17 protein-coding genes are annotated in these 20,647 nt (G+C 69.2%); 12 read left to right on the top strand and 5 right to left on the bottom strand.

Annotated elements, in window-relative coordinates; translation table 11 throughout:
• A partial coding sequence (locus tag AD72_RS09585) for a sigma factor-like helix-turn-helix DNA-binding protein (protein WP_031466089.1) occupies positions 1–358 on the top strand: 358 nt, incomplete at its 5' end.
• Positions 355–642, top strand: a complete 288-nt coding sequence (gene rsrA, locus AD72_RS09580) for a mycothiol system anti-sigma-R factor (protein WP_020496379.1) — start codon at positions 355–357, stop codon at positions 640–642. The genes AD72_RS09585 and rsrA, both read left to right, overlap by 4 nt.
• Positions 643–713: 71 nt before the next feature.
• Here rsrA and AD72_RS38180 read toward each other — a convergent pair whose 3' ends face one another.
• On the bottom strand, positions 714–788 hold the full coding sequence (locus AD72_RS38180; protein WP_420806230.1) for a 50S ribosomal protein bL37: 75 nt from the start codon (positions 786–788) through the stop codon (positions 714–716).
• A 258-nt stretch (positions 789–1,046) separates the two neighbouring features.
• On the opposite strand from AD72_RS38180, the gene AD72_RS09575 reads away from it, so the two are divergent.
• Positions 1,047–2,543, top strand: coding sequence for a sensor histidine kinase (locus AD72_RS09575; protein ID WP_031466087.1), 1,497 nt, complete (start codon positions 1,047–1,049; stop codon positions 2,541–2,543).
• A 169-nt stretch (positions 2,544–2,712) separates the two neighbouring features.
• On the opposite strand, the gene AD72_RS09570 is transcribed toward AD72_RS09575, so the two are convergent.
• Positions 2,713–2,964 carry a WhiB family transcriptional regulator gene (locus tag AD72_RS09570; RefSeq protein WP_031466086.1) on the bottom strand — a complete coding sequence of 84 codons (252 nt, stop codon included), beginning with the start codon at positions 2,962–2,964 and terminating at the stop codon, positions 2,713–2,715.
• Between the two features lie 257 nt (positions 2,965–3,221).
• Positions 3,222–4,139 (bottom strand): diacylglycerol/lipid kinase family protein, encoded by a 918-nt coding sequence (locus tag AD72_RS09565; protein WP_031466085.1) that lies wholly within the window; start codon positions 4,137–4,139, stop codon positions 3,222–3,224.
• 81 nt (positions 4,140–4,220) lie between these two features.
• On the opposite strand from AD72_RS09565, the gene AD72_RS09560 reads away from it, so the two are divergent.
• Entirely contained in the window at positions 4,221–4,658 is a 438-nt protein-coding gene (locus AD72_RS09560) for a hypothetical protein (RefSeq protein ID WP_037345249.1), read from the top strand.
• 3 nt (positions 4,659–4,661) lie between these two features.
• Here AD72_RS09560 and AD72_RS09555 read toward each other — a convergent pair whose 3' ends face one another.
• The gene (locus AD72_RS09555) at positions 4,662–5,270 is read right to left on the bottom strand and encodes a histidine phosphatase family protein (RefSeq protein ID WP_031466083.1); all 609 of its coding nucleotides are present in this window, start codon (positions 5,268–5,270) and stop codon (positions 4,662–4,664) included.
• An 86-nt stretch (positions 5,271–5,356) separates the two neighbouring features.
• Here AD72_RS09555 and AD72_RS09550 point away from each other — a divergent pair, with 86 nt between their 5' ends.
• Both AD72_RS09550 and AD72_RS09545 read left to right on the top strand, forming a co-directional pair.
• Positions 5,357–5,818 carry a hotdog fold domain-containing protein gene (locus AD72_RS09550; protein ID WP_031466082.1) on the top strand — a complete coding sequence of 154 codons (462 nt, stop codon included), beginning with the start codon at positions 5,357–5,359 and terminating at the stop codon, positions 5,816–5,818.
• Positions 5,819–5,920: 102 nt separating this feature from the next.
• Positions 5,921–7,549: a GMC oxidoreductase gene (locus AD72_RS09545; protein ID WP_051898339.1), complete on the top strand. Its 1,629-nt coding sequence runs from the start codon at positions 5,921–5,923 to the stop codon at positions 7,547–7,549.
• 1 nt (position 7,550) lies between these two features.
• Here the strand turns inward: AD72_RS09545 and AD72_RS09540 are convergent, their stop codons facing one another.
• A complete protein-coding gene (locus tag AD72_RS09540; protein ID WP_037345247.1) occupies positions 7,551–8,150 on the bottom strand; it encodes a dTDP-4-dehydrorhamnose 3,5-epimerase family protein in 600 nt (199 codons plus the stop codon).
• A gap of 281 nt (positions 8,151–8,431) precedes the next feature.
• On the opposite strand from AD72_RS09540, the gene AD72_RS09535 reads away from it, so the two are divergent.
• The 6 genes from AD72_RS09535 to AD72_RS09510 all read left to right on the top strand — a co-directional run bounded on the left by AD72_RS09535 (position 8,432) and on the right by AD72_RS09510 (position 20,566).
• Complete coding sequence (locus AD72_RS09535) at positions 8,432–9,625, top strand: NAD(P)-dependent malic enzyme (RefSeq protein WP_051898336.1); 1,194 nt, start codon at positions 8,432–8,434, stop codon at positions 9,623–9,625.
• A 204-nt stretch (positions 9,626–9,829) separates the two neighbouring features.
• Positions 9,830–17,104 carry a PAS domain-containing protein gene (locus AD72_RS09530; RefSeq protein ID WP_156365117.1) on the top strand — a complete coding sequence of 2,425 codons (7,275 nt, stop codon included), beginning with the start codon at positions 9,830–9,832 and terminating at the stop codon, positions 17,102–17,104.
• A gap of 109 nt (positions 17,105–17,213) precedes the next feature.
• Complete coding sequence (locus AD72_RS09525) at positions 17,214–18,311, top strand: ABC transporter ATP-binding protein (protein ID WP_031466077.1); 1,098 nt, start codon at positions 17,214–17,216, stop codon at positions 18,309–18,311.
• Positions 18,304–18,966, top strand: a complete 663-nt coding sequence (locus AD72_RS09520; RefSeq protein ID WP_031466076.1) for an ABC transporter permease — start codon at positions 18,304–18,306, stop codon at positions 18,964–18,966. Before AD72_RS09525 ends, AD72_RS09520 begins: the two co-directional genes overlap by 8 nt.
• Positions 18,963–19,682 (top strand): ABC transporter permease, encoded by a 720-nt coding sequence (locus tag AD72_RS09515; protein ID WP_051898334.1) that lies wholly within the window; start codon positions 18,963–18,965, stop codon positions 19,680–19,682. Before AD72_RS09520 ends, AD72_RS09515 begins: the two co-directional genes overlap by 4 nt.
• Positions 19,679–20,566 carry an ABC transporter substrate-binding protein gene (locus AD72_RS09510; RefSeq protein WP_031466074.1) on the top strand — a complete coding sequence of 296 codons (888 nt, stop codon included), beginning with the start codon at positions 19,679–19,681 and terminating at the stop codon, positions 20,564–20,566. The genes AD72_RS09515 and AD72_RS09510 overlap by 4 nt, the downstream gene beginning before the upstream one ends.
• The last annotated feature ends 81 nt before the right edge of the window (positions 20,567–20,647 follow it).

Here is a 20,647-nt window from a genome sequence, read left to right as displayed (position 1 = left end):
GCGGCAGCCGCAGCAGTCGCCGACCGAGGAGATCACCGACTGGCAGCTCGCCCAGGCCGCCGGGCACACCTCGCGCGGCCTGCGCTCGGCCGAGGTCGAGGCGATGGACCACCTGCCGGACACCGACGTGAAGCAGGCGCTGCAGCAGCTGCCCGAGGAGTTCCGCCTGGCGGTCTACCTCGCCGATGTGGAGGGCTTCGCCTACAAGGACATCGCCGACATCATGGAGACGCCGATCGGCACCGTGATGTCGCGCCTGCACCGCGGCCGGCGGCAGCTGCGTGACCTGCTCGCCGATGTGGCGGTGGAACGCGGCGTCATCCGCCGGGGCAAAGCCAAGGAGGTGGCCGGCTCATGAACGAGGAACGCAAGCCGACCGAGGCCGATTGCGCCGAGGTGCTCGCCGATATCTACGTCTATCTCGACCACGAGTGCGACGGCCAGCGCAAAGAGGTGGTGCAGCGGCACCTGGACGACTGCGGCTCCTGCCTGGAGCGGTACGGCATCGAACGCCAGCTCAAGGAGCTGCTGCACCGCAAATGCGGTGGGGATCACGCACCGAGCGAGCTGCGGGACCGGCTGAAGGCCTCGATCCGCGAATACACCTCGTTCACCTCGATCGAAATCGAGCGTGAGGGCTGAGCTGCTTTCCGTAGCGATTGAGCACGAAAAAGAACCCGGCCGGGCGGATCGCCTTGCCGGGTTCTTTCAGGTCAGCAGTTCGGCTTCTTGCCGTGGTTGGCGCCGTTCTTCTTCCTGCTGCGGCGCTTGCGTGCGCGCTTGGACATGCTCGCTCCTTGGTCGTTCAGCCGTCCCCGGCTACATACGCGGCAGCTGTGGCCAACGAACGTTCTGACGTGCGCACCCACGAAGACCGGTCGGCCACAGCTTCCGCAGATTGAGTGTCGCACGCGCTCTCCTGGCGATGATGCGCACCCCCGGTCATGGTTGGATGGAGACCGATCGGAATCGAGCCAGAGTGCGTCTGGGAGGGCGGCCTTGACCAGGGAGAGCGGGCAGACAGGGGCGGAGGTGCGCGGGTAACCATGTCCACACTCGCGGATCTGCTCGACGAGTACACGACGCTGTCCGGGGCTCAGGTCGGCCAGCTGCAACGGGTCGTCGGGGAGTGGCAGCTGCTCGCCGACCTGTCCTTCGCGGACTTCCTGATGTGGATCCCGGTCGGCGGGGTCGAAGAGCTCAGCGAACGCTCCGAGTTCATCTGCGTGGCGCAGGCGCGCCCGACCACCGCGGCCACCGCGCACCCGAGGGACATGGTCGGCAAGCGCGCCCTCGTGGTCGACGAACCGCAGCTCTACCGGGCCTGCACGGAGCGCACGATCAGCCAGGACGACAGCCCGCAGTGGCACGACACGGTGCCCGTGCGCCGGGAGGGGATCCCGGTGTGCTGGCGCGGCGAGCTGATCGCGGTGCTCGGCAGGGACACCCACCTCGGTACCCCGCGGGTGCCGGGCAAGCTGGAGATCTCCTACCTCGGCTGCGCGACCGACCTGTGCCAGATGGTGGTGGACGGGACCTTCCCCTCGGAGGCGCTGGCCGCGGATGTGCACACCAGCCCGCGGGTCGGCGATGGGCTGATCCGGGTGGACGAGCGCGGCTTCGTGGTGTTCGCGAGCCCCAACGCGCAGTCGGCCTATCACCGCATGGGCTCGGCCGCCGATCTGCTGGGCGCGGAACTGATCCCGCTGACCCGCGGCCTCATTCCGGACCCGTTCGACGCGGCCGAGGTGGCCGAGCGCATCTCCACCGCGCTCGCGGGGGAACCCAGCAACCGCTTCGAGACCGACGCGGGCCGGGGAGCGGCCGTGCTGTTCCGCGCGCTCGCCCTCACCCCGTACGGCAAGCCCTCCGGGGCGCTCGTGCTGATCAGGGACGTCACCGAGGTCAAGCGCCGGGACCGGGCGCTGATGTCCAAGGACGCCACGATCCGCGAGATCCACCACCGGGTCAAGAACAACCTGCAGACCGTGGCCGCGCTGCTGCGGCTGCAGTCGAGGCGGATGGACACCGATCCGGCCCGCGAGGCGCTTGCCGAATCGGTGCGCCGGGTGGACGCGATCGCCACCGTGCACGAGACCCTGGCGATGTCGGTCAACGAGGAGGTCAACCTCGACGAGGTGCTGGACAAGGTGCTCCCGATCCTCGGGGATGTGTCCACCACCGAGACCGTGGTGACGGTGCGCCGGGAAGGCGAATTCGGAATCGTGCGCGCCGAGGTGGCCACCCCGCTGGTTCTCGTGCTCTCCGAACTCGTGCAGAACTGTTTCGAGCACGCCTACCCGCCGGGGGCGGGCGGGGTGGTCACGGTCGGGGTGAACCGCAGCGCGAAATGGCTCAACATCGCGGTGTCCGATGAGGGAATCGGGCTGCCGGAGGGATTCAGCATCGAGCGCACCGATCGGCTGGGTCTGCAGATCGTCCGCATTCTCGTCGAATCGGAGCTGTCCGGCTCGATCTCCTTGGGGCGCAAGGAAAACAAGGGAACCGAGGCGAGCTTGCGCATTCCTTTACGGTCGAACTGAGCGGTGCCGATTCGGTTGAGCGCGGCCACAGCGATCGCGCTCACAACGGTATCGGTCACATTGAATAGCGTTCCCGGACGAGGGCACTGTGCCGGGCACAACTGAGTCGGCACACAAAAAAGGGAACCCGGCCGGGTTCCCTTTCTTTGTGCCTATTCGGTGTGAGCGCTCAGGCGCTCGCCGAGGTACGCATCCGGGTGCGACGCTTGAGCGCGCGCCGCTCGTCCTCGTCCATACCGCCCCACACACCGGAGTCCTGGCCGCTGTCCAATGCCCAGGTCAGGCAGGAGGAAGCGACCGGGCAGCGGTGGCAAACGGCTTTTGCTTCGGCGACTTGCAGCAGTGCGGGCCCAGTGGTTCCAACGGGAAAGAACAGTTCCGGGTCCTCGTCACGGCAGGCCGCGTCGTGGCGCCAGTCCATTGCTACATGCTCCTCAATAGGCGCGCGAGAGTGCGCCAGTCGTTACTACAGTCATTCGGGGTGCCCGTGAATACTTTCACGATCGCGCAGGATGTCAAGGGGGTTTCCAGAGATCGGTGAGCGAACTCACCCATTCGGGAGACGATCGTTGACCAGCGGTTTCACCCAGTTACCAGTGCGCGTGTCAGCTCCGGGTAATAGCCGCGGTTCAGGTCGCGAATTAGCCACCTATTCGGTTCTGCGCCGGTGAGTCCGCGTTATACCGCTACTGTCAGTGCGTCCGGCACCGATTCGAAGCGCACTTCGGTCCGTTCCCCGACGAGGTCACCATCGACCTGCAGACGAACAGGAGTCCGCGAGCTCACACGTACCCAATCAACGTCATCGGTACGTAAAAAGTTCCTGCCAGCCACACCATTGTTGGTGAGGAAGGCCTGCGTCACGGTGCGCGTGATATCGATCGGGCCGAGCCGGGAGGTGGCGAAGACCGCGAGCCCGGTATCGAACGAGGCCCCCGGATTCAGCCGAACGGGGCGCGGGCCGAGATAGGTCCACGGATCGGTGTTGGAGACGAAGACCAGCCGCTGATCGCGCACCGGTTCGCTGCCCGGCATCCGCACCTCGAGGCTCGCCCGGCCGCCGAGCGACTCGCGCAGATAGTTGGCGAATCCGGACTGGAGATAGAGCAGCTGGCTGGCCCGCTTGCTCCGGCGCTGTTCCACGCGAGCGATCACATCGGCGTCGTAGCCGAGCCCGGCGTTGAAGGTGAACCAGCGCTCGCCCGCCCTGCCGAGCCCGATCCGGCGGCGGCTGCCCTCCTCGATCGAGGTGAGCAGGTGCGCCGTTGCCTCGATCGGGTCACTGGGCAGGCCGAGTGCGCGGGCGAACACATTGGCCTGGCCGCCGGGGACGACCGCGAGCATCGGTACATCCGGACCCGGTCCCGCGGAAAGCAGCCCGTTGACCACCTCGTTGACCGTGCCGTCCCCGCCGTGCACCACCACGAGCTCGGTCCCGTTGCCCCTGGCGTACTCGGCGGCCGCGGTGGCGTGTCCGCGATGCGAGGTCTCCACGACCTCCAGCTTCGTGTCCGAGGCGAGCGCGTGGCGGAGCACATCCCGGCCGCCACGACTGGTCGAGGTCGCCTTCGGATTGACGATGAGCAGCGCGCGCATGAGCTATACGGTACGCGGCGGCCGCTGCGGTGGCTGGCCTACGATGGGAGCAGCGCAATTGCATTGCTAGGAGGAGATGTGGTGGCCAGCGCCGAGTCCGCACCAGCCGTGCCGAGGACGGTGCGCCTCGCGGGCGTACTCGTCGCCGTGGAGGGGCTGGCCGGGATCGCGTTCATCGTCGGGGTGCTCGCCGGCGGGGCGCAGTCGATCACCAACCGGCTCGCCGAGGCCGGATACTTCGCGCTGCTCTCGGCGGGCGTGATCGCCGTCGCGGTCGGGCTGCTGCGCGGCGCGCGCTGGGCCCGTACCCCCGCGGTGGTGCTGCAGATCCTGCTGGTCGGCGTCGCCTACTACGCGCTCAACGGCGCGTCCCGGCCGGAGATCGCCTTTCCGGTGGTCGCCTTCGCGATCGCGGTGATCGTGCTGCTGTTCGTGCGCGTCTCGCGCGAATGGGCCTGGGGGACGCCGAACCAGGGGACGTCGAACCAGGATTCGCGCGAGGACGAGCAGGATTCCTAGCTTCTAGTCCACGGTCTCCAGTGGCGGCACGCTGAGTGCCTTGATCTGCTCGACCCCGCGCTCGTAGCCGAGCACACTCACCGCGGCCGGGCCGAGTCCGTAGCGCACCCCGTCCTCGGGCTGCCCGCCGAGCCAGGTCGCGATCAGCACCCGCAGGAAGTGGCCGTGCGCGATGAGCACGACGTCCCCGCGCGGCAGGATCGCCCTGGTTTTGTCCACAATGGACAGTGCGCGCTTGTGCACGTCCTGGGCGCTCTCCCCGCCGGGGACCGGATGCGACCAGACGGTCCAGTGCGGCACCTTTTCCCGGATCTCCTCGGTGGTGCGGCCTTCGTACTCGCCGTAGTCCCATTCGGCGAGCAGTTCGGTCCGGTTGTCCACCTCGAGCCCGGCGAGCTCCGCGGTGCGCACCGCCCGCGAGCGGGGGCTGCTGCACACGAGCGCGGGCGGCACGCTCGTCGCGCGCAGCGCGGAAAGGACACCGCCTGCCCTGCGCGCCTGCTGCTCGCCTTCGGATGTGAGTGCGATATCGGTGCGCCCGGTGTGCTTGCCGGACCGCGACCATTCGGTCTCCCCGTGCCGGAGCAGGTAGACCGCCGATTCGTGCGACATGCGGCGCATCGTACGAGCGTCGGGGCGGCCGCGCAGTGCGTTGTGGGATAAGTCCGGTTACTAGCGAGTAGGGTAGTCTCGGAGGCATGGTATCGACGCTTCGCCTGTGGGAGCGGCTGTCCGCTCTCCCGCTCGGCAACCGGCTGTTCTCCGCGGCCATTTCGCTGCGCGCCCCGTACTTCGGCACGGTGCTGCCCACGGTCACCGAACTGCGCCCGGGACACGCGGAGGTGCGCGCGCCGAAATGGTGGGGCGTGCACAACCACATCGGCACCTTCCACGCGATCGCCGCGTGCAATCTCGCCGAGGTCGCCATGGGCATGCTCGCCGAGGCGACGGTTCCGGGCACGCATCGCTGGCTGCCACGCGGGATGACCGTGGAATACCTCGCCAAGGCCAAGACGAGCCTGCGCGCGGTCGCCGAACCGGCCGAACCGCCGGTTTTCGGTGCGGCACAGGACATCCCGGTTCTGGTACGGGTCTACGACACCGCCGGGACCGAGGTGGTGCGCGCGACGATCACCATCTATGTGACGGAGAAGAAATAGCCGCGCCACGTCCCGGTAGTGCGCGCTGCATCGAACGGGTGGCCAGGTTGCTGCATTTAGGGACTTGGCAATGCATCGTCACCTGGGGAAACCTTTCGGTTCATGATCAACAACTGCACACGGCGCGGCTTCCTGGGCAGAGCGGCGCTGGGAATGGCGGCGATGAGCGCGGCGGCCGCAACCGGATCCAGCCTGGTGTCCGCGGGGCCGGCGGCGGCCGCGGGACGGGAATGGGTCCCCGCCGTCGTCATCGGGACCGGGTACGGAGCGGCGGCCACGGCACTGCGACTCGGCGAGGCCGGGGTGGATACGGTGCTGCTGGAAATGGGGAAGCTGTGGGACAGCGAAGCATCGGAGGGCAAGCTCTTCCCGAGCACGCTCGCCCCGGACAAGCGCGCCTATTGGTTCCGGGACCGCACCGCGGCCCCGCTGGCGAGTTTTCTGTGGCTGGATGTGGTCAATCGGCCGATCACCCCGTACGCGGGCGTGCTCGACCGGGTGCACTTCGACCACATGGATGTCTATGTCGGCCGGGGTGTCGGCGGCGGCTCCCTGGTGAACGGTGCCATGGCGGTGACCCCGAAGCGGGAGAACTTCGAGGCCGCGTTCCCGGGAATCGACGCGGACGAGTTCTACGCTCGCTATCTGCCGCGCGCCCGGGCCGGACTCGGGGTCAACCACATCGCGCCGGACTGGTTCGAGGACGCCGAGTGCTACCAGTACGCCAGGGTCTCCCGGAAGGCGGCGCGCAAGGCGGGACTGTCCACCACCTTCGTTCCGAGCACCTACGATTTCTCTTATATGGCAAGGGAACAGGCGAAGACCGCGCCGCGTTCCGCGCTGGCCGGTGAGGTCATCTACGGCAACAATCACGGCAAGCGCAGCCTGGACAAGACCTATCTCGCGCACGCGGTCGGCACCGGCAAGGTCGGGATCCGTGCGCTGCGCAAGGTCACCGCGATCCGCAAAGAGGGCCGGGACTACGTGCTGACCGTGCGCGAGATCGACGAGTACGGGTCCACGGTCGCCACAACCGAACTCGCTTGCCGCTATCTGTTCCTCGGCGCGGGCAGCCTCGGCAGCACCGAACTGTTGCTGCGCGCGCGGGAGACCGGCGCGCTTCCCGGGCTCTCCGGGGAGATCGGCGAGGGCTGGGGGCCGAACGGCAACCTGATGACCGCGCGTGCCAACCACGTCTGGGATCCGACCGGCGCGCTGCAGGCGACCATGCCGAGCCTGGCCATCGACAACTCCGCCGATCCGGTCAACCCGGTGTTCGCCGAGATCGCACCGATCCCGGTCGGGCTGGAGACCTGGGTGAGCATGTATCTGGCGATCGTGCGCAGCCCGGAGCGCGCCGCGTTCAGCTACGACCGGGCCAGCGACGGACTGCGGCTCGGCTGGCGCCCGGAACAGAGCCAGGTGCACGTGGCCAAGGCCAAGGCGCTGTTCGACTCGATCAACGCGGCGAACGGCACGGTGTACCGGCACGACCTGTTCGGGCAGAACAAGGCTTTCGCGGACGATTTCTGCTACCACCCGCTCGGTGGCTGCGTGCTCGGTTCGGCCACCGACGGCTACGGACGGGTGCACGGGGCCGAGCGGCTCTACGTCACCGACAGCGCGCTCGTTCCCGGCTATCTCGGGGTGAACCCCTTCGTCACGATCACCGCGCTGGCCGAACGCAATATCGAGCGGGTGCTCGCCGAGGATGTGCGACCGGGCGGGTAGTTCAGCCGCGTAGCGAGGAGTAGAAGTCGAGGCAGGCCTGGTAGTCCGGGAGCAATCCCCGCTCGCGGACCTGTTCCAGGCTCGGCGCCTCGACGTCCTTGGCCGAGCGGATCATCGGAATGTCCGAGGGCCAGGGCAGCCCGAGCGCGGGGTCGAGCGGATCGATGCCGTGCTCGCGCTCGGGCGCGTAGCCGGTGGAGCAGAGGTAGGTCAGCACCGTGTCCTCCTCGAGCGCGAAGAAGGCGTGCCCGAGACCCTCGGGGACGAACACGGCATTGCACCGCTCCGCGTCGATGAGCGCTGCGTCGTGCTGGCCGAAGGTGGGGGAGCCGAGCCGGATGTCGACCACCACATCCAGTCCGGAACCGCGCGAGCAGTAGACGAACTTCGCCTGGCTCGGTGGCAACTGTGCGAAGTGCACCCCGCGGATCACCCCGCGCGCCGAGCGGCTGTGGTTGACCTGGGCGAGGGTGAGCTCGTACCCGGTCACCTCGGCGAACTCGGCGGCGATGTAGGGGCAGGTGAACGCGCCCCGCTGGTCCGGGAAGACCTTCGGGGTGAACTCGTACGCTTCGGGGATGCTCAGCTGACGTGCCACGATCGGAGAGCGTAATGGGGCCGGTCCGGTGCGGGGCGAGCGGCTACGAAGTGTGACGTGCACCCCCGGAGCGAGACAGCGCGGCCGTGAGGTGGCACACTGATGCGATCCATGCGTCCATGGTCGTGGTGCCCGACCGGTGCCCACGGCCGGCCGGAGACGGGTCACGCGCCGATCGGGCGCGAGGGGAATCCGCCCGGAAACCGCTGTTCGGCGCCACTGTCGGCGTAATTTCCCGCCACCGCGCGCGCCGGAAGGAATTTCGCTCCCCTGGGAGGGACGCTATGACCACGATGGAAGAACACGCCAAGGCTCAGCCCGACGACTCCGAGATCTTCGCCGCGCACGAGGGCGGCAAGCTCGGCGTTTCGGTAACAGCCCCGCTCGCGGACGCCCGCGCGCTCTCGATCGCCTACACCCCCGGTGTCGCCAAGGTGTGCACCGCGATCGCCGAGCAGCCCGAGCTCGCGCAGCGCTACACGTGGGCTTCCCGGGTAGTCGCCGTGGTCAGCGACGGTTCCGCGGTCCTCGGGCTCGGTGACATCGGCGCATCGGCCTCGCTTCCGGTCATGGAGGGCAAGTCGGCCCTGTTCAAGACCTTCGGCGGGCTCGACTCGATCCCGCTGGTGCTCGACACCAACGATGTGGACCAGATCGTCGAGACGCTGGTGCGGCTGCGCCCCTCGTTCGGCGCGGTGAACCTGGAGGACATCTCCGCGCCGCGCTGCTTCGAGCTCGAGCGCAGGCTCGTGGAGGCGCTCGACTGCCCGGTCATGCACGATGACCAGCACGGCACGGCCGTGGTCACGCTCGCCGCGCTGCGCGGGGCGGCCGGTGTGGTCGGCAAGCGCATCGGGGACCTGCGCGTGGTCATCCACGGGGCGGGTGCCGCGGGGGTCGCCTGTGCGCGGATCCTCGCCGCGGCCGGGGTCGCCGAGGTCGTGGTGCTCGACTCCAAGGGCGTGCTGCACCCCGGGCGGGACGGGCTCACCGAGGTCAAGGCCAAGCTGGCGGCCGAGACCAATCCGCGGGGGCTCACCGGCGGTCTCGAGGAGGCCCTGGACGGCGCCGACGTGTTCCTCGGTCTTTCCGGGAGCACCATCGACGAGCGCTGCCTGGCCCGGATGGGCACCGATCCGATCGTGTTCGCCCTGTCGAACCCGAACCCGGAGCTGCACCCGGAGATCGCCGGGCGCTATGCCTCGGTGGTCGCGACCGGGCGAAGCGATTTCCCGAACCAGATCAACAATGTGCTCGCCTTCCCGGGGATTTTCCGCGGTGCGCTGGACGCCGGCGCGCGGCGGATCACCGACGGCATGAACCTGGCCGCGGCGAAGGCCATCGCGGCCATCGCCGAGGAGGACCTGGCCGCCGACCGGATCGTGCCGAGTGCGCTCGACCCGCGGGTGTCGGTCGAGGTGGCGCGCGCGGTCGCGGAGGCAGCCGAGGAGGATGGGGCGATCCCACACCAGCGGTGACCGGTCACTAAGCTCTCGGTGCGCGCAAGATGCATATCGAGACCCACGATTAGAGCTGCGCGGCGTCGATGAAGACGCTACGGTGTCACCGAGTCGAGTGAGACATAGTTAACGTATTGTCCCCCGATCGGAGCCCTGAGCGGGGCAAACTGCTCTAATCGACTGACGACGTGCGTAGGTGTGCGCGCCGAGAGCGAGGTGACGGTGACCGATACGCGAGCGCATGTTCCCACTCGGGTCTCCGTGCCCGTTGATCTGCCGGAACAGGCCGCGCTCACCTGCGCGGCCGATGGGCGGGTCGTGCGCTGTAATGCGGCGTTCACCGATCTCTACCAGGCGGACGAGGACACGGTTCGCGGCAAGCACCTCGAGGACCTGCTCAGCGCCGACGATCGGGGCGCGCCGCTGCTCCAGCTCGCCGACGGGGCCCGGATCCCGGTGCGCGCCACGCGGCTGCCCGCCGAGAGCGGCGAGCTGTTCCACGTCTGCTTCACCGACCGGTCCAAGCGGGTCTCGGCCCGGGCCGCCCTGCTCCGGCGGTATCTGGAGCTGCTGCGGATCTCGCACACCGCGGCCTTCACCTACGAGCCGGGCACCCGCACCACCCAGTGGCTGCCGAGTGGTTACCCGGTACTCGGGCTCATGCCGGGCATGCTCTCCACCGGGCTCGACGCGCTGGTGCAGCTGCTGCACCCGGACGACGTGGCCCGCGCCCGCGATGCCTGGCGCGCGCACCTGCGTACCCACGAGCGGATGCTGTTCGTGGCCCGCTGCCTCGCCTTCGACGGCGGCATCACCCGGGTGTGCTGCGTGGCCGAACGGGTCGAGGAAGGGGTGACGGTCGGATACGTCTCCGAGATCGACGACTTCTACGGCAAGCCCGAACAGGACAGTGAGCTGCTGCGGCGCGCACAGGAGGCCGCCGAGGTCGGGCACTGGCACGTCGACCTGCGCACCGGCGCCCTGAGCACGAGCGGCCGCGCGGCGAAGGCACTCGAACCGGCGGACAAGGACGCCGCGCACATGCTGGACGCGGTGCATCCGGAGGACCGTCCGGCCGCGCAGCGCCAGCTCGACGCGATCGTCGCCGGGGAACTGCCCGGTCCGCACCGCATGGAACTGCGCTCGATCGAGGGCGACAGGTGCATGCTCGTGCACACCTACCCGGAACTCGACGACACCGGCGAGGTGGTCGGTATCGGGGGGACCGTGCAGGACGTGAGCCGGCTGCGCGCGCTCGAGCGCCAGGTCGCCGAGCAGCGGATGCAGCTGCGCGGGCTGAGCCAGTCCACCGGGATCGGCACCTGGCAGCGGGTGACCGGGGGCGATGTGGTGCACCTTTCCGCGCAGGCCTGCGTGCTGCTCGGGCTCGAACCGACCGAGGCACTGGACCGGTCGGTGCTGCGGGCCATGATCCACCCGGACGACCGGGAAGCCGTGGCCCAGGTGGTCGACCGGACGGATGAGGACCTGGAGGTGCTGGCGCCCGAGGTGGAGTGCCGTCTGGTGCGCCCGGACGGTGCGGTGCGCTGGCTGCGCTGGAACAGCCAGTTCGGCGGGCAGACCGCCGAGGGCGGTTACCAGGTGTTCGGCACCGTGCAGGACATGACCGAGCTGCGGGAACTGGAGCGCGACCTCACCGACGAGCGGGCGCGCGCCGGTGGCCTTGGCAGCGCATCGGACACCGGTACCTGGACGGTCAACTTCGACAGCGAGCTGGTGGAACTCACCGGCGGGGTCTTCGAGGCGTTCGGGCTGCCGTCCGGGCCGCTGGACATCACCGTGACCCAGGGCCGGATCCACCCCGAGGACGCCGAACGGGTACGGAAATTCGGCGCCGGCCTGGTCAAGGGCAGCAACGACGACAAGGAACTGGACTTCCGGGCGATCGCCGAGGACGGGTCGACGCGGCTGCTGCGGGTCATCGGCCGGTTCGTGGACGAGAACGGCCCGCCGAGACTGGTCGGTACGGTACGCGACATCACCGGTTCCGGGCAGGACCGCGAGCACATCGGGGACGACCGGGAGCGGTTGCGCGATATCGCCCGCTACTCCGAGGTCGGCGGCTGGGAATGGGAGATCGACAAGGATCACTGCGTTCTCTACGGGATTCTGCGCGAGCGCGCCAGCGATTCCGCCGACGGCAGCGGCGTGGTGCCACTGGCGACCCTGCTCGGTTTCATTCCCGATGGGGAGCGGGACACCGCGTGGGAGATCCTCCAGCGGATCCGCGAGGGCCAGCGCATCCCGGGCCCCTTCGATTTCCGGAGCGTGCTCGACGGCCGGACCTATGTGATCGAGACCCATCTGGAGTTCAACGAGCCCGCGGACGGTCCCCGGTTCGTCCGGGCGACCTGCCGGGACGTGACGAAGATGCGCGCACTGGAGCGCGAGATCGCCGACGACCGGGAGCGACTGCGTGAGATCACCAGCCGTGAGGGGATCGGGGTCTGGGAATGGGTTCCCGGCGCGGAGAGCTTCAGCTGCTGGGGGCTCGCCCGCGAGGTCACCGGGGCGGACGAGAACGGGGTCGCCGCGCTCGACGTGTACTACGCGCTCGTGCACCCCAAGGACCGGGCCGCGCTCGCCGAGCTGATCGGGGAACTGAGCGGCCGGGAACCGCCCGCGACCGGCCAGCTCGATCTGCGGGTCCGGGAAGGCGGGGACTACCGCATCATCGAGTCACGCATCGAGGCACGCAGGCGCGCCGACGGTGTGCTGCTGCTGCGCGGCACGGTGCGGGACGTGACCGAGGTGCGCGCGCTCGAACGCGAACACGCCCAGGATCGGGAACGGCTGCACGAGCTCACCGCCAGCGCACGGATCGGGTTCTGGGAGCGCGAGGGCGGTTCGGACAGCTTCACCTGCTGGGGGATCCTGCACGAGCTGCTCGGCTCGGACGAGCAGGGCCGCACCGGCATTCGCGATCTGCTCGAGGCGGTGCATCCGGCGGATCGTTCGCGCATCGCCGCGGAGTTCGACTGGTGGCCGGAGCCGGGGACTCCGACCGTGGAACACACCGAGATGCGGGTCTGGGACGGGCAGCGGTACCGCACCCTCGAGGTGCGGGTGAGCGTGCTCGAACGGCCCGGCCGGATCCCGCTGGCCAGGGCGACCGTGCGGGATGTGACCGAGGTACGCGAGCTGGAGCGGGAACACGCCCAGGACCAGGAGCGGCTGCGCGGGCTGGCCAGTCACATCGAGGCCGGGGTCTGGGAGTGGGTTCCGGGCAGCGAGGTCTGCCACACCTGGGGCCTGATCAGCATGATCACCGGGGTCGCCGAGGGCGAGCCGCTGCCGATCAGCGATTTCTACGCGCTGCTCGACGAGGACGACCGGGAGGTGCTGGACAACACCATCCGGCGCTGGGTCGATCCTTCGGTGACCACGCCGACGCACATCGAACTGCGGATCGGTGCGGGTGAGGCGCAGCGGGCGATCGAGTCGAGCATCCACGCGACCGCGCGCGAAGACGGCACCCGGGTGATCCGCGGGGTGTGCCGGGACCTGACCAATCTGCGCAAGCTCGAGAGCAAGGTCAGCGAGGATCAGGCGCGCTGGCGCAGCATGGTCAGTTTCGGCGATGTCGGTTCCTTCCAGTGGGACACCACGCAGCGCGAGATCATGGTCTCCCCGGAGCTGCGCGCGATGCTCAAACTCGGCGGGGATGTGCTCTACATCGACCAGTTCCTCGGCGAGCGGGTGCCCGAGGCCGAGCGGGAGGGCCTGTTCCGCCTCGTCGAACAGCTCGAGGGGGACCGGCCGCCGAAGACCGATGTCGAGTTCCCGGTGATCACCCCGGACGGCGAGGAACTGATCCTCGCGGTGCACATCGACTGGTTCGAGCACCAGGGCCGCAGGATCGTGTTCGGCCTGACAAGGGACATCACCAGGCAGCGGGCCCTCGAGCGCAGGCTCGCCGACGACGACGTGCTGTTCTCCCTGGACCGCGCTCCCGGGATCGGGGCATGGACACTGCACACCACCACCGCCCGTATCGAGCCGAGCGACACCCTGCGGGAGATGTTCGGTTTCGGCCGCGCGGAGGAGATCACCCTCGAACGGGTGCTGCGGATCCTGCATCCCGAGGACCGCGAGACGGTCGCCGCGCAGTACGAGCAGAGCGTGCGGGAGGGCCGCGTGGTGGCCCCGGAGACGGAGTTCCGCATCCTGCTCGGCGACGAGGTACGGACTCTGCGCAACTACCTCACCATCGTCACCGACAACATGGGCGGGCCGATGCGGATGGTCGGCACCGTCTACGACGTGACGAGCCTGCGCGAACTGCGCCAGCGTGCGATCACGGACGAGCTGCGGGCTCCCGGCGCGGGCCGGGTCATGGACCTGGGCACCTGGGAATGGGATCCGATCGCCGAGCTCATCACGTTCTCGGTCGGTTTCCGCGGGCTGTTCTTCCCGGACCGGCCGGGACCGGTGCGCACCCGGGATGTGCTCGACGTGATCCATCCCGAGGACCGCGACCGGATCGCGCTGTACATGGCGAACGCGACCGATCCGGACCAGTCCGTGGTCACCGATCTGGAGTTCCGCGCCGCGCTGCCGGACGGGCAGTGGCGGATGCTGCGGATGCACGCCGAGGTCACCATCGGACCGGGCGGTGCCCGACGGTTCATCGGGACCACCCACGACGTGACCGAGCAGCGGGTCCTGGAACGCCAGCTCGCCGAGCACGAGGCGCTGCTTTCCGGGGCGGGCAAGGTGACCGGGGTCGCGACCTGGTCCTGGGACGGCGCGACCGGAGCCGTCGAGTGCAGCCCCGCGCTGCGCGAGCTGCTGGGCATCGCGAACGACGGCAACCCGATCACCAGGGAACGGCTCAACGAGGTCGTGCACCGGCACGACCGGCTCGCGGTGGCGAACAGCCTCGGCAGGCTCAGCTATACCGACGGACCGCTGCGCGCCGATGTGGAGTGTCGTGTGGTGCAGCCCGGTGGCGCGATCCGGGTGCTGCGCGTCTACGGCGAGGTGGCCAGCAATCCGGAGGCCACCTACCGGCGGATCATCGGCACCGTGCACGACCTGACCCGGCTGCGCGAACTGGAACGGGAGGTCGCGCACGACCGGGTGCAGCTGGCCGAGGCGCGCCGGACCGCCCGGATCGGCAGCTGGGCCTGGCGGGTCGGTTCCGCCGAACTGGAGATCGGCGCGGAGGCCTACGAGGTGTTCGGCCTGGATGCCGAGCGGGTCGGCACCTTCGAGCGGGCGCTCGAACGGATCCACGCCGACGACAAGGCCAAACTCGAGGCGGCGATCTCCCGGGTGCTCGGCCCGGTGGGCAGCGGCGAGGTGGAGCTGCGCTACCGGGACGGCGAGGACCACTACAAGCGGGTCTACGTCTACGGGGAACGCATCACCGACGAGAACGGCGAGCAGTGGCTGGTCGGGAACGTGCACGACCTGACCCGGCTGCGCGAACTCGAGCAGGCCGTCGAGGAAGGGGAGACCCGGCTCGCCGGGCTCAACCGGGTACTGGAGATCGGCACCTGGTCCTGGGACGCCGGGGCGAGCACCGTGGGGCTGTCCGCGCGGCTGCGGGAACTGTGGCGGTTCGCGACAGACGACCAGCCGGGCGCCGAGGCTCTTCTCGAGCGGCTGCACGAGGAGGACCGCAGGCGGGTGTGGCAGCAGTGCCGGACGGTGCTGCGGACCGGGAAGTCCGCCGAGTTCGAGGCCCGGTTCACCGATATGCACGGGAACCCGCACAAGATCCACGTGTTCGCCGAGCGCAAGACCGACGCCGAGGGGAACCGGCGGCTGGTCGGTTCCGCCTACGATCTCACCGAGCAGTGGCTGGCCGAGACGAAGGTGGAACGGTCCGGGCAGCGCTACGCCGATCTGGTCGCGGCCAGCCCGATGGGAATCGCGCTGGTGGACGACCAGGCGCGGATCGCCGATGTGAACGAGGCGCTGTGCGAGCTGCTCGGCACCTCCCGCGAACGGGTGGTCGGCATGGCGGTCACCGAGCTCGCCCACGATGACGACCAGCCCTGCTCCTACGAGTCCTTCTTCGAGTACGCGGAGGCCTCGAGCGGCCAGCCCCGCCGGTACACGGTGCGCAGGGCGGACGGTTCCGGGGTGCAGTGCGAGGTGCGCACCGCGGCCTCGGTGCAGGACGACGGCCGCACGTTCTGGGTGATGATGTACACCGACGTCGGCGAGCAGGGCATGGACGCGAAGCCGCGCGGGGTGGACGAGCTGACCGGGCTGCTCAATCGCGCCGGGGTGCAGGCCGAACTGCGGGCGCTGCTGGCGAACGGGCACGCCGCGCAATTGGCCGTGCTGTTCTGCGATGTGGACAATTTCGCGCGGATCAACGATTCGCTCGGCCACGACTTCGGCGACGACGTCCTCATCGCGCTCGCCGAGCGGCTGCGCACCGAACTGCCCCCGCACTGCGTCGCCGCGCGGCATTCCGGGGACGAGTTCGTGGTGGTGTGCTCGGATGTGCGCGCGGTCGGCGGGCTCGACCGGCTCGCCGAGCGGATCAGCGAACTGCTCGGGCAGCCCGCGGTCGTGCACGGCCAGCAGGTGCAGGTCTCGGTGTCCATCGGGGCCGCTGTGCCGAGCGACGGCCTGGACAGCGAGGTGGACCTGTTGCGGTTCGCCGACGCGGCCATGTTCGAGAGCAAGCGCGGGGGCAGCGGCAGTTTCTCGGTCGCCGGTGCCGCGCTGATCGAGTCCATGGGCGGCAAACTGCAACTGGAATCCCAGCTGCGCCAGGCATTGGCGGGCGCGGACCCGCATTCCGGGCTGATGCTGCATTTCCAGTCCATTGTGGACACCCAGGGGGTCGTCGTCGGTGCCGAAGCACTGGTTCGCTGGGACCACCCGGAGCGCGGAATGCTGTCCCCGGACAAGTTCCTGACGGTCGCCGCGGAGGCGGATCTGTTGCGGGCGCTGGACAACTGGGTGCTGCGCAGCGCGCTCGGCGAGGCGAGCCGCTGGCCGGACAGCGGGCGCCCGGTGCGGGTCGCGGTGAACCTCTCCGCGCTGCTGCCCGGAACCCAGGAATTCGACGAGACGGTGCGCGCGGTGCTCGCCGAGACCGGGATCGACCCCTCGCGGGTGGTGCTCGAGCTCGTGGAGACCTCGCTCGTGACCCTGCCCGCGGAGGGCATCGCGGTGATGCGCGAACTCGTCGCGGACGGGGTGCAGTTCGCCGTGGACGACTTCGGCACCGGATATTCCTCGCTGGCCCGGCTCAAGGATCTGCCGGTGCAGATCATCAAGGTGGACCGGAAATTCGTCGCCGGGGTCAACCACGACACCTCGGACACCGCGGTAGTGCGCGCGGTGGTGGATCTGGCGAACGCGATGGGCCGCCGCTGCGTCGCGGAGGGTGTCGAACTGGTGGAGCAGTTCGAGACCCTGCGCGCCGAGGGAGTCGACGAATATCAGGGCTGGTTGTTCTCCCGGCCGCTGCCCGCGGCCGAGTTCCGGGCCCTCATCCAGGAATAACCGGTCTCAACATCGTGGGATCGGCCCGGTTTGTCGGTGGCTCGGGTTAGGGTCGGGAAAAGAAGCGCAGGCGGCTGTAGGGAGGCCGTCGTGACCTCGGACGGCACCAGTGATCGAATTCCAATCCGTCACGAAACGCTATGACGACGGCGCGACGGCGGTCGATGATCTCGACCTGCGCGTCGAAGCAGGCAGCATCACCGTGTTCGTCGGCCCGTCCGGCTGCGGCAAGACCACCTCGCTGCGGATGGTGAACCGCATGCTCGACCCGACCTCGGGCCGGATCCTTGTCGATGGCAAGGATGTGATGGAGTCCGATCCCGCGCTGCTGCGCAGGGGCATCGGCTACGTCATCCAGCATTCGGGGCTGTTCCCGCACCGCAACGTGGTGGACAACATCGCGACCGTGCCCATGCTCTCCGGGGAGAAGAAGCCCAAGGCGCGCGCGAGGGCCCGCGAGCTGCTCGATGTCGTCGGCCTTTCCGAGGAGCTCGCCGAGCGCTATCCCGCGCAGCTGTCCGGCGGTCAGCAACAGCGGGTCGGGGTGGCCCGCGCGCTCGCCGCCGACCCGCCGATCCTGCTCATGGACGAGCCGTTCTCCGCCGTCGACCCGGTGGTGCGCGACGAGCTGCAGGACGAGCTGCTCCGGCTGCAGGCGGAACTGGACAAGACGATCGTGTTCGTCACCCACGACATCGACGAGGCGGTCAAGCTCGGCGAGAAGGTCGCCGTGTTCCGCGAGGGCGGCAAGCTCGCGCAGTACGACGAGCCCTCGAAGGTGCTGCGCCAGCCTGCGGACGAGTTCGTCGCCGGATTCGTCGGCCGGGACCGTGGCTACCGCGGGCTGTCCTTCGTGGAACCGGGCGCGTTCGAACTGCAGGCCGTGCCGACCACCCGGTTCGGCGAACCACTCGACGGGCCGACCGGGGACTGGACACTCGCGCTCGACGAACAGAACCGCCCGCGCGGCTGGCTGGCCCCGGGAACGGTGCCGGACGGCGTGGTCACCCAGTCCGCGCTGAGCCCGAACGGTTCGCTGTACCTGGAGGGATCCCCGCTGCGCGGGGCGCTGGACTCGGCACTGTCCAGCCCGGCGAACTTCGCGGTCGTCGTGGACGGGGAAGGGACCTTCCGGGGCGTGGTGCCCTCGCAGACCGTGCTGGAGACCATCGAGGGCAGCAAACCGGAACGAGTATCCGATGTTTGATGAACTAGGCGAATTCCTCGGCAGCGCGAACACCCGCGCCGCGATTCTCGGTGACCTCGGCCAGCACGTGTACCTGGCGCTGCTCCCGCTGGTCATCGGGGTGGTGCTGGCCATCGCGATCGGCGCGGTCGCGCACCGGACCCGGCGGCTGCGCGGCTTCTTCCTGGTACCGGCCAACCTGATCTACACGCTGCCCTCGCTGGCGCTGTTCGTGGTGATCCCGGGCATCATCGGCACCCGGATCCTCGACCCGGTGAACGTGATCGTGGCGCTCTCGCTCTACACGACCGCGCTGCTGATCCGCCCGGTGATCGAGGCACTCGACTCCATCGACGCGAGCGTGGTCGCCGCGGCCACCGCGATGGGCTACCGCCCGCTGCGCCGGTTCTTCGCGATCCAGCTGCCGCTCGCGATCCCGGTGCTCGCCGCGGGGGTCCGGGTCGCATCGGTGAGCAACATCAGCCTGGTCACGGTCGGCGCGATCATCGGAACCGGCGGGCTCGGGGTGCTGTTCACCGACGGGTTCGCGCGCGAGTACTTCGCCCCGATCATCGTGGGCATCGTGCTGACCCTGCTGCTCGCGCTCGTCGTGGACCTGGTGCTCGTGGCCATGCGTAAATTCCTGACCCCCTGGCAGCGAGGTGTGAGCACATGATCGGCGATATCGTCACCTGGCTCGGCGATCCCGCGCACTGGACCGGGCCGGACGGGATCTGGCCCCGGCTCTGGGAGCATCTCGGGTTCTGTCTGCTCGCGCTCGGCATCGCGACCGTGATCGCTGTTCCGCTCGGTGCCTTCGTCGGGCACACCGGGCGCGGCGGCGTGGTGCTGGTCGGCCTGGCGAACATCGTGCGCGCGCTGCCGACCCTCGGCCTGGTGACCTTCCTGTTCCTCATCTTCACCGAGAGCAAACCGGCCACGATCATCGGGCTCGTGGTGCTGGCCATTCCGCCGATCCTGGCCGGAACCTACTCCGGGATCGCCTCCGCGGACGAGCGTGCGCTGGACGCGGCGACCGGGGTCGGCATGACCGGCTGGCAGCGGTTGTTCCAGGTGGAGTTCCCGATCGCGGTTCCGCTGCTGCTCGGCGGGATCCGGAACGCCATGCTGCAACTGGTCGCGACCACCGCGGTCGCCGCCTACGTCGGGCTAGGTGGCCTCGGCCGGCTGCTGCTCGACGGGCTGGCGGTGCTCGACTACCCCAAGGTCGTCGCGGGGGCACTGTTCACCGCGCTGCTCGCGATGGCCGCGGATCTCGTACTCGCCGGGATCCAGCGCATCGTGGTGCCGTACGGGCTGCGGGTCGCCGCGGCCGTTGCCGCGGGACGCAGCATGGAGACCAAACCGGCCACCGCGGAGGCGCCCGCATGAAGCGCAAACTGTTCGCCGTGCTGTGCGCGGCCGCCCTGCTCGCCGGTTGCGGGGACCCGCTCAAGGGCGGTGGCGAGGGCGGCAACCGGGGCGAGATCATCATCGGTTCCTCCGATGTCCCGGAGAACCTGGTCATCGCGCAGCTCTACGCGACCGCGCTGACCAAGGGCGGGGCGCGCAACGTGGTCATCCGACCGCCGGTCGGCGGCCGCGAGGTCGTGGTCAAGGCGCTGCAGGACAAGTCGCTCTCGCTCACCCCCGACTACAGCGGCAACCTGTTGCAGTACTTCGACAAACCCAATCAGGCCACCGAATCCGGCCAGGTCTACCGCGAACTGCGCAAGGCGCTGCCGCCCTCGCTCGACGTCCTCGAGCAGGCGCCCGCCGAGGACAAGGATGTCCTGGTGGTGAAGAAAGAGACCGCGGGCACCGGGATCCGCTCGCTCGCCGATCTCGGGCCGCGCTGCGGGGACTTCGTGTTCGGCGGGCCCGGACAGTGGCCGGACCGGTGGGAGGCCAAGATCAAGAAGCGCTACGGCTGCACCTTCCGCCAGCTCACCACCACCGACACCGGGGGACCGGTGACCGTGGCCGCGTTGAAGTCCGGCAAGGCGCAGGTGGTCGACATGTTCTCCACCGACTCGCGGATCGCGGCCAACGGGTTCGTTCCGCTCGCCGATCCGAAGCACATGTTCCCGGCCCAGCACATCGTCCCGCTCGCGGCCAAGGGTGCGCTGACCGAACGGGAGCAGGGCATCCTGAACCGGCTCTCCGCGGCACTCACCACCGAGAAGCTCGCCAAGCTCGACGACGAGTACACCGTGGCCAAACGCGATCCGGTGGACATCGCCGAGGAATTCCTGCGGGCCAACAACCTCATGTGACGGTCCCGTGTGGCAGCGGCGAAAGTGTCGCGGGGGTTCGACTTTCGCAGGGGGCCGCGGCTGCTTTTCGCCGTGTCGCTG

It is taken from the genome of Sciscionella sediminilitoris (assembly GCF_000737195.2).
GTDB classification, from domain to species: Bacteria; Actinomycetota; Actinomycetes; order Mycobacteriales; family Pseudonocardiaceae; genus Sciscionella; species Sciscionella sediminilitoris.
Note: the sequence above shows the minus strand (reverse complement) of the source record. Positions and strands in the feature narration are given on the sequence as shown.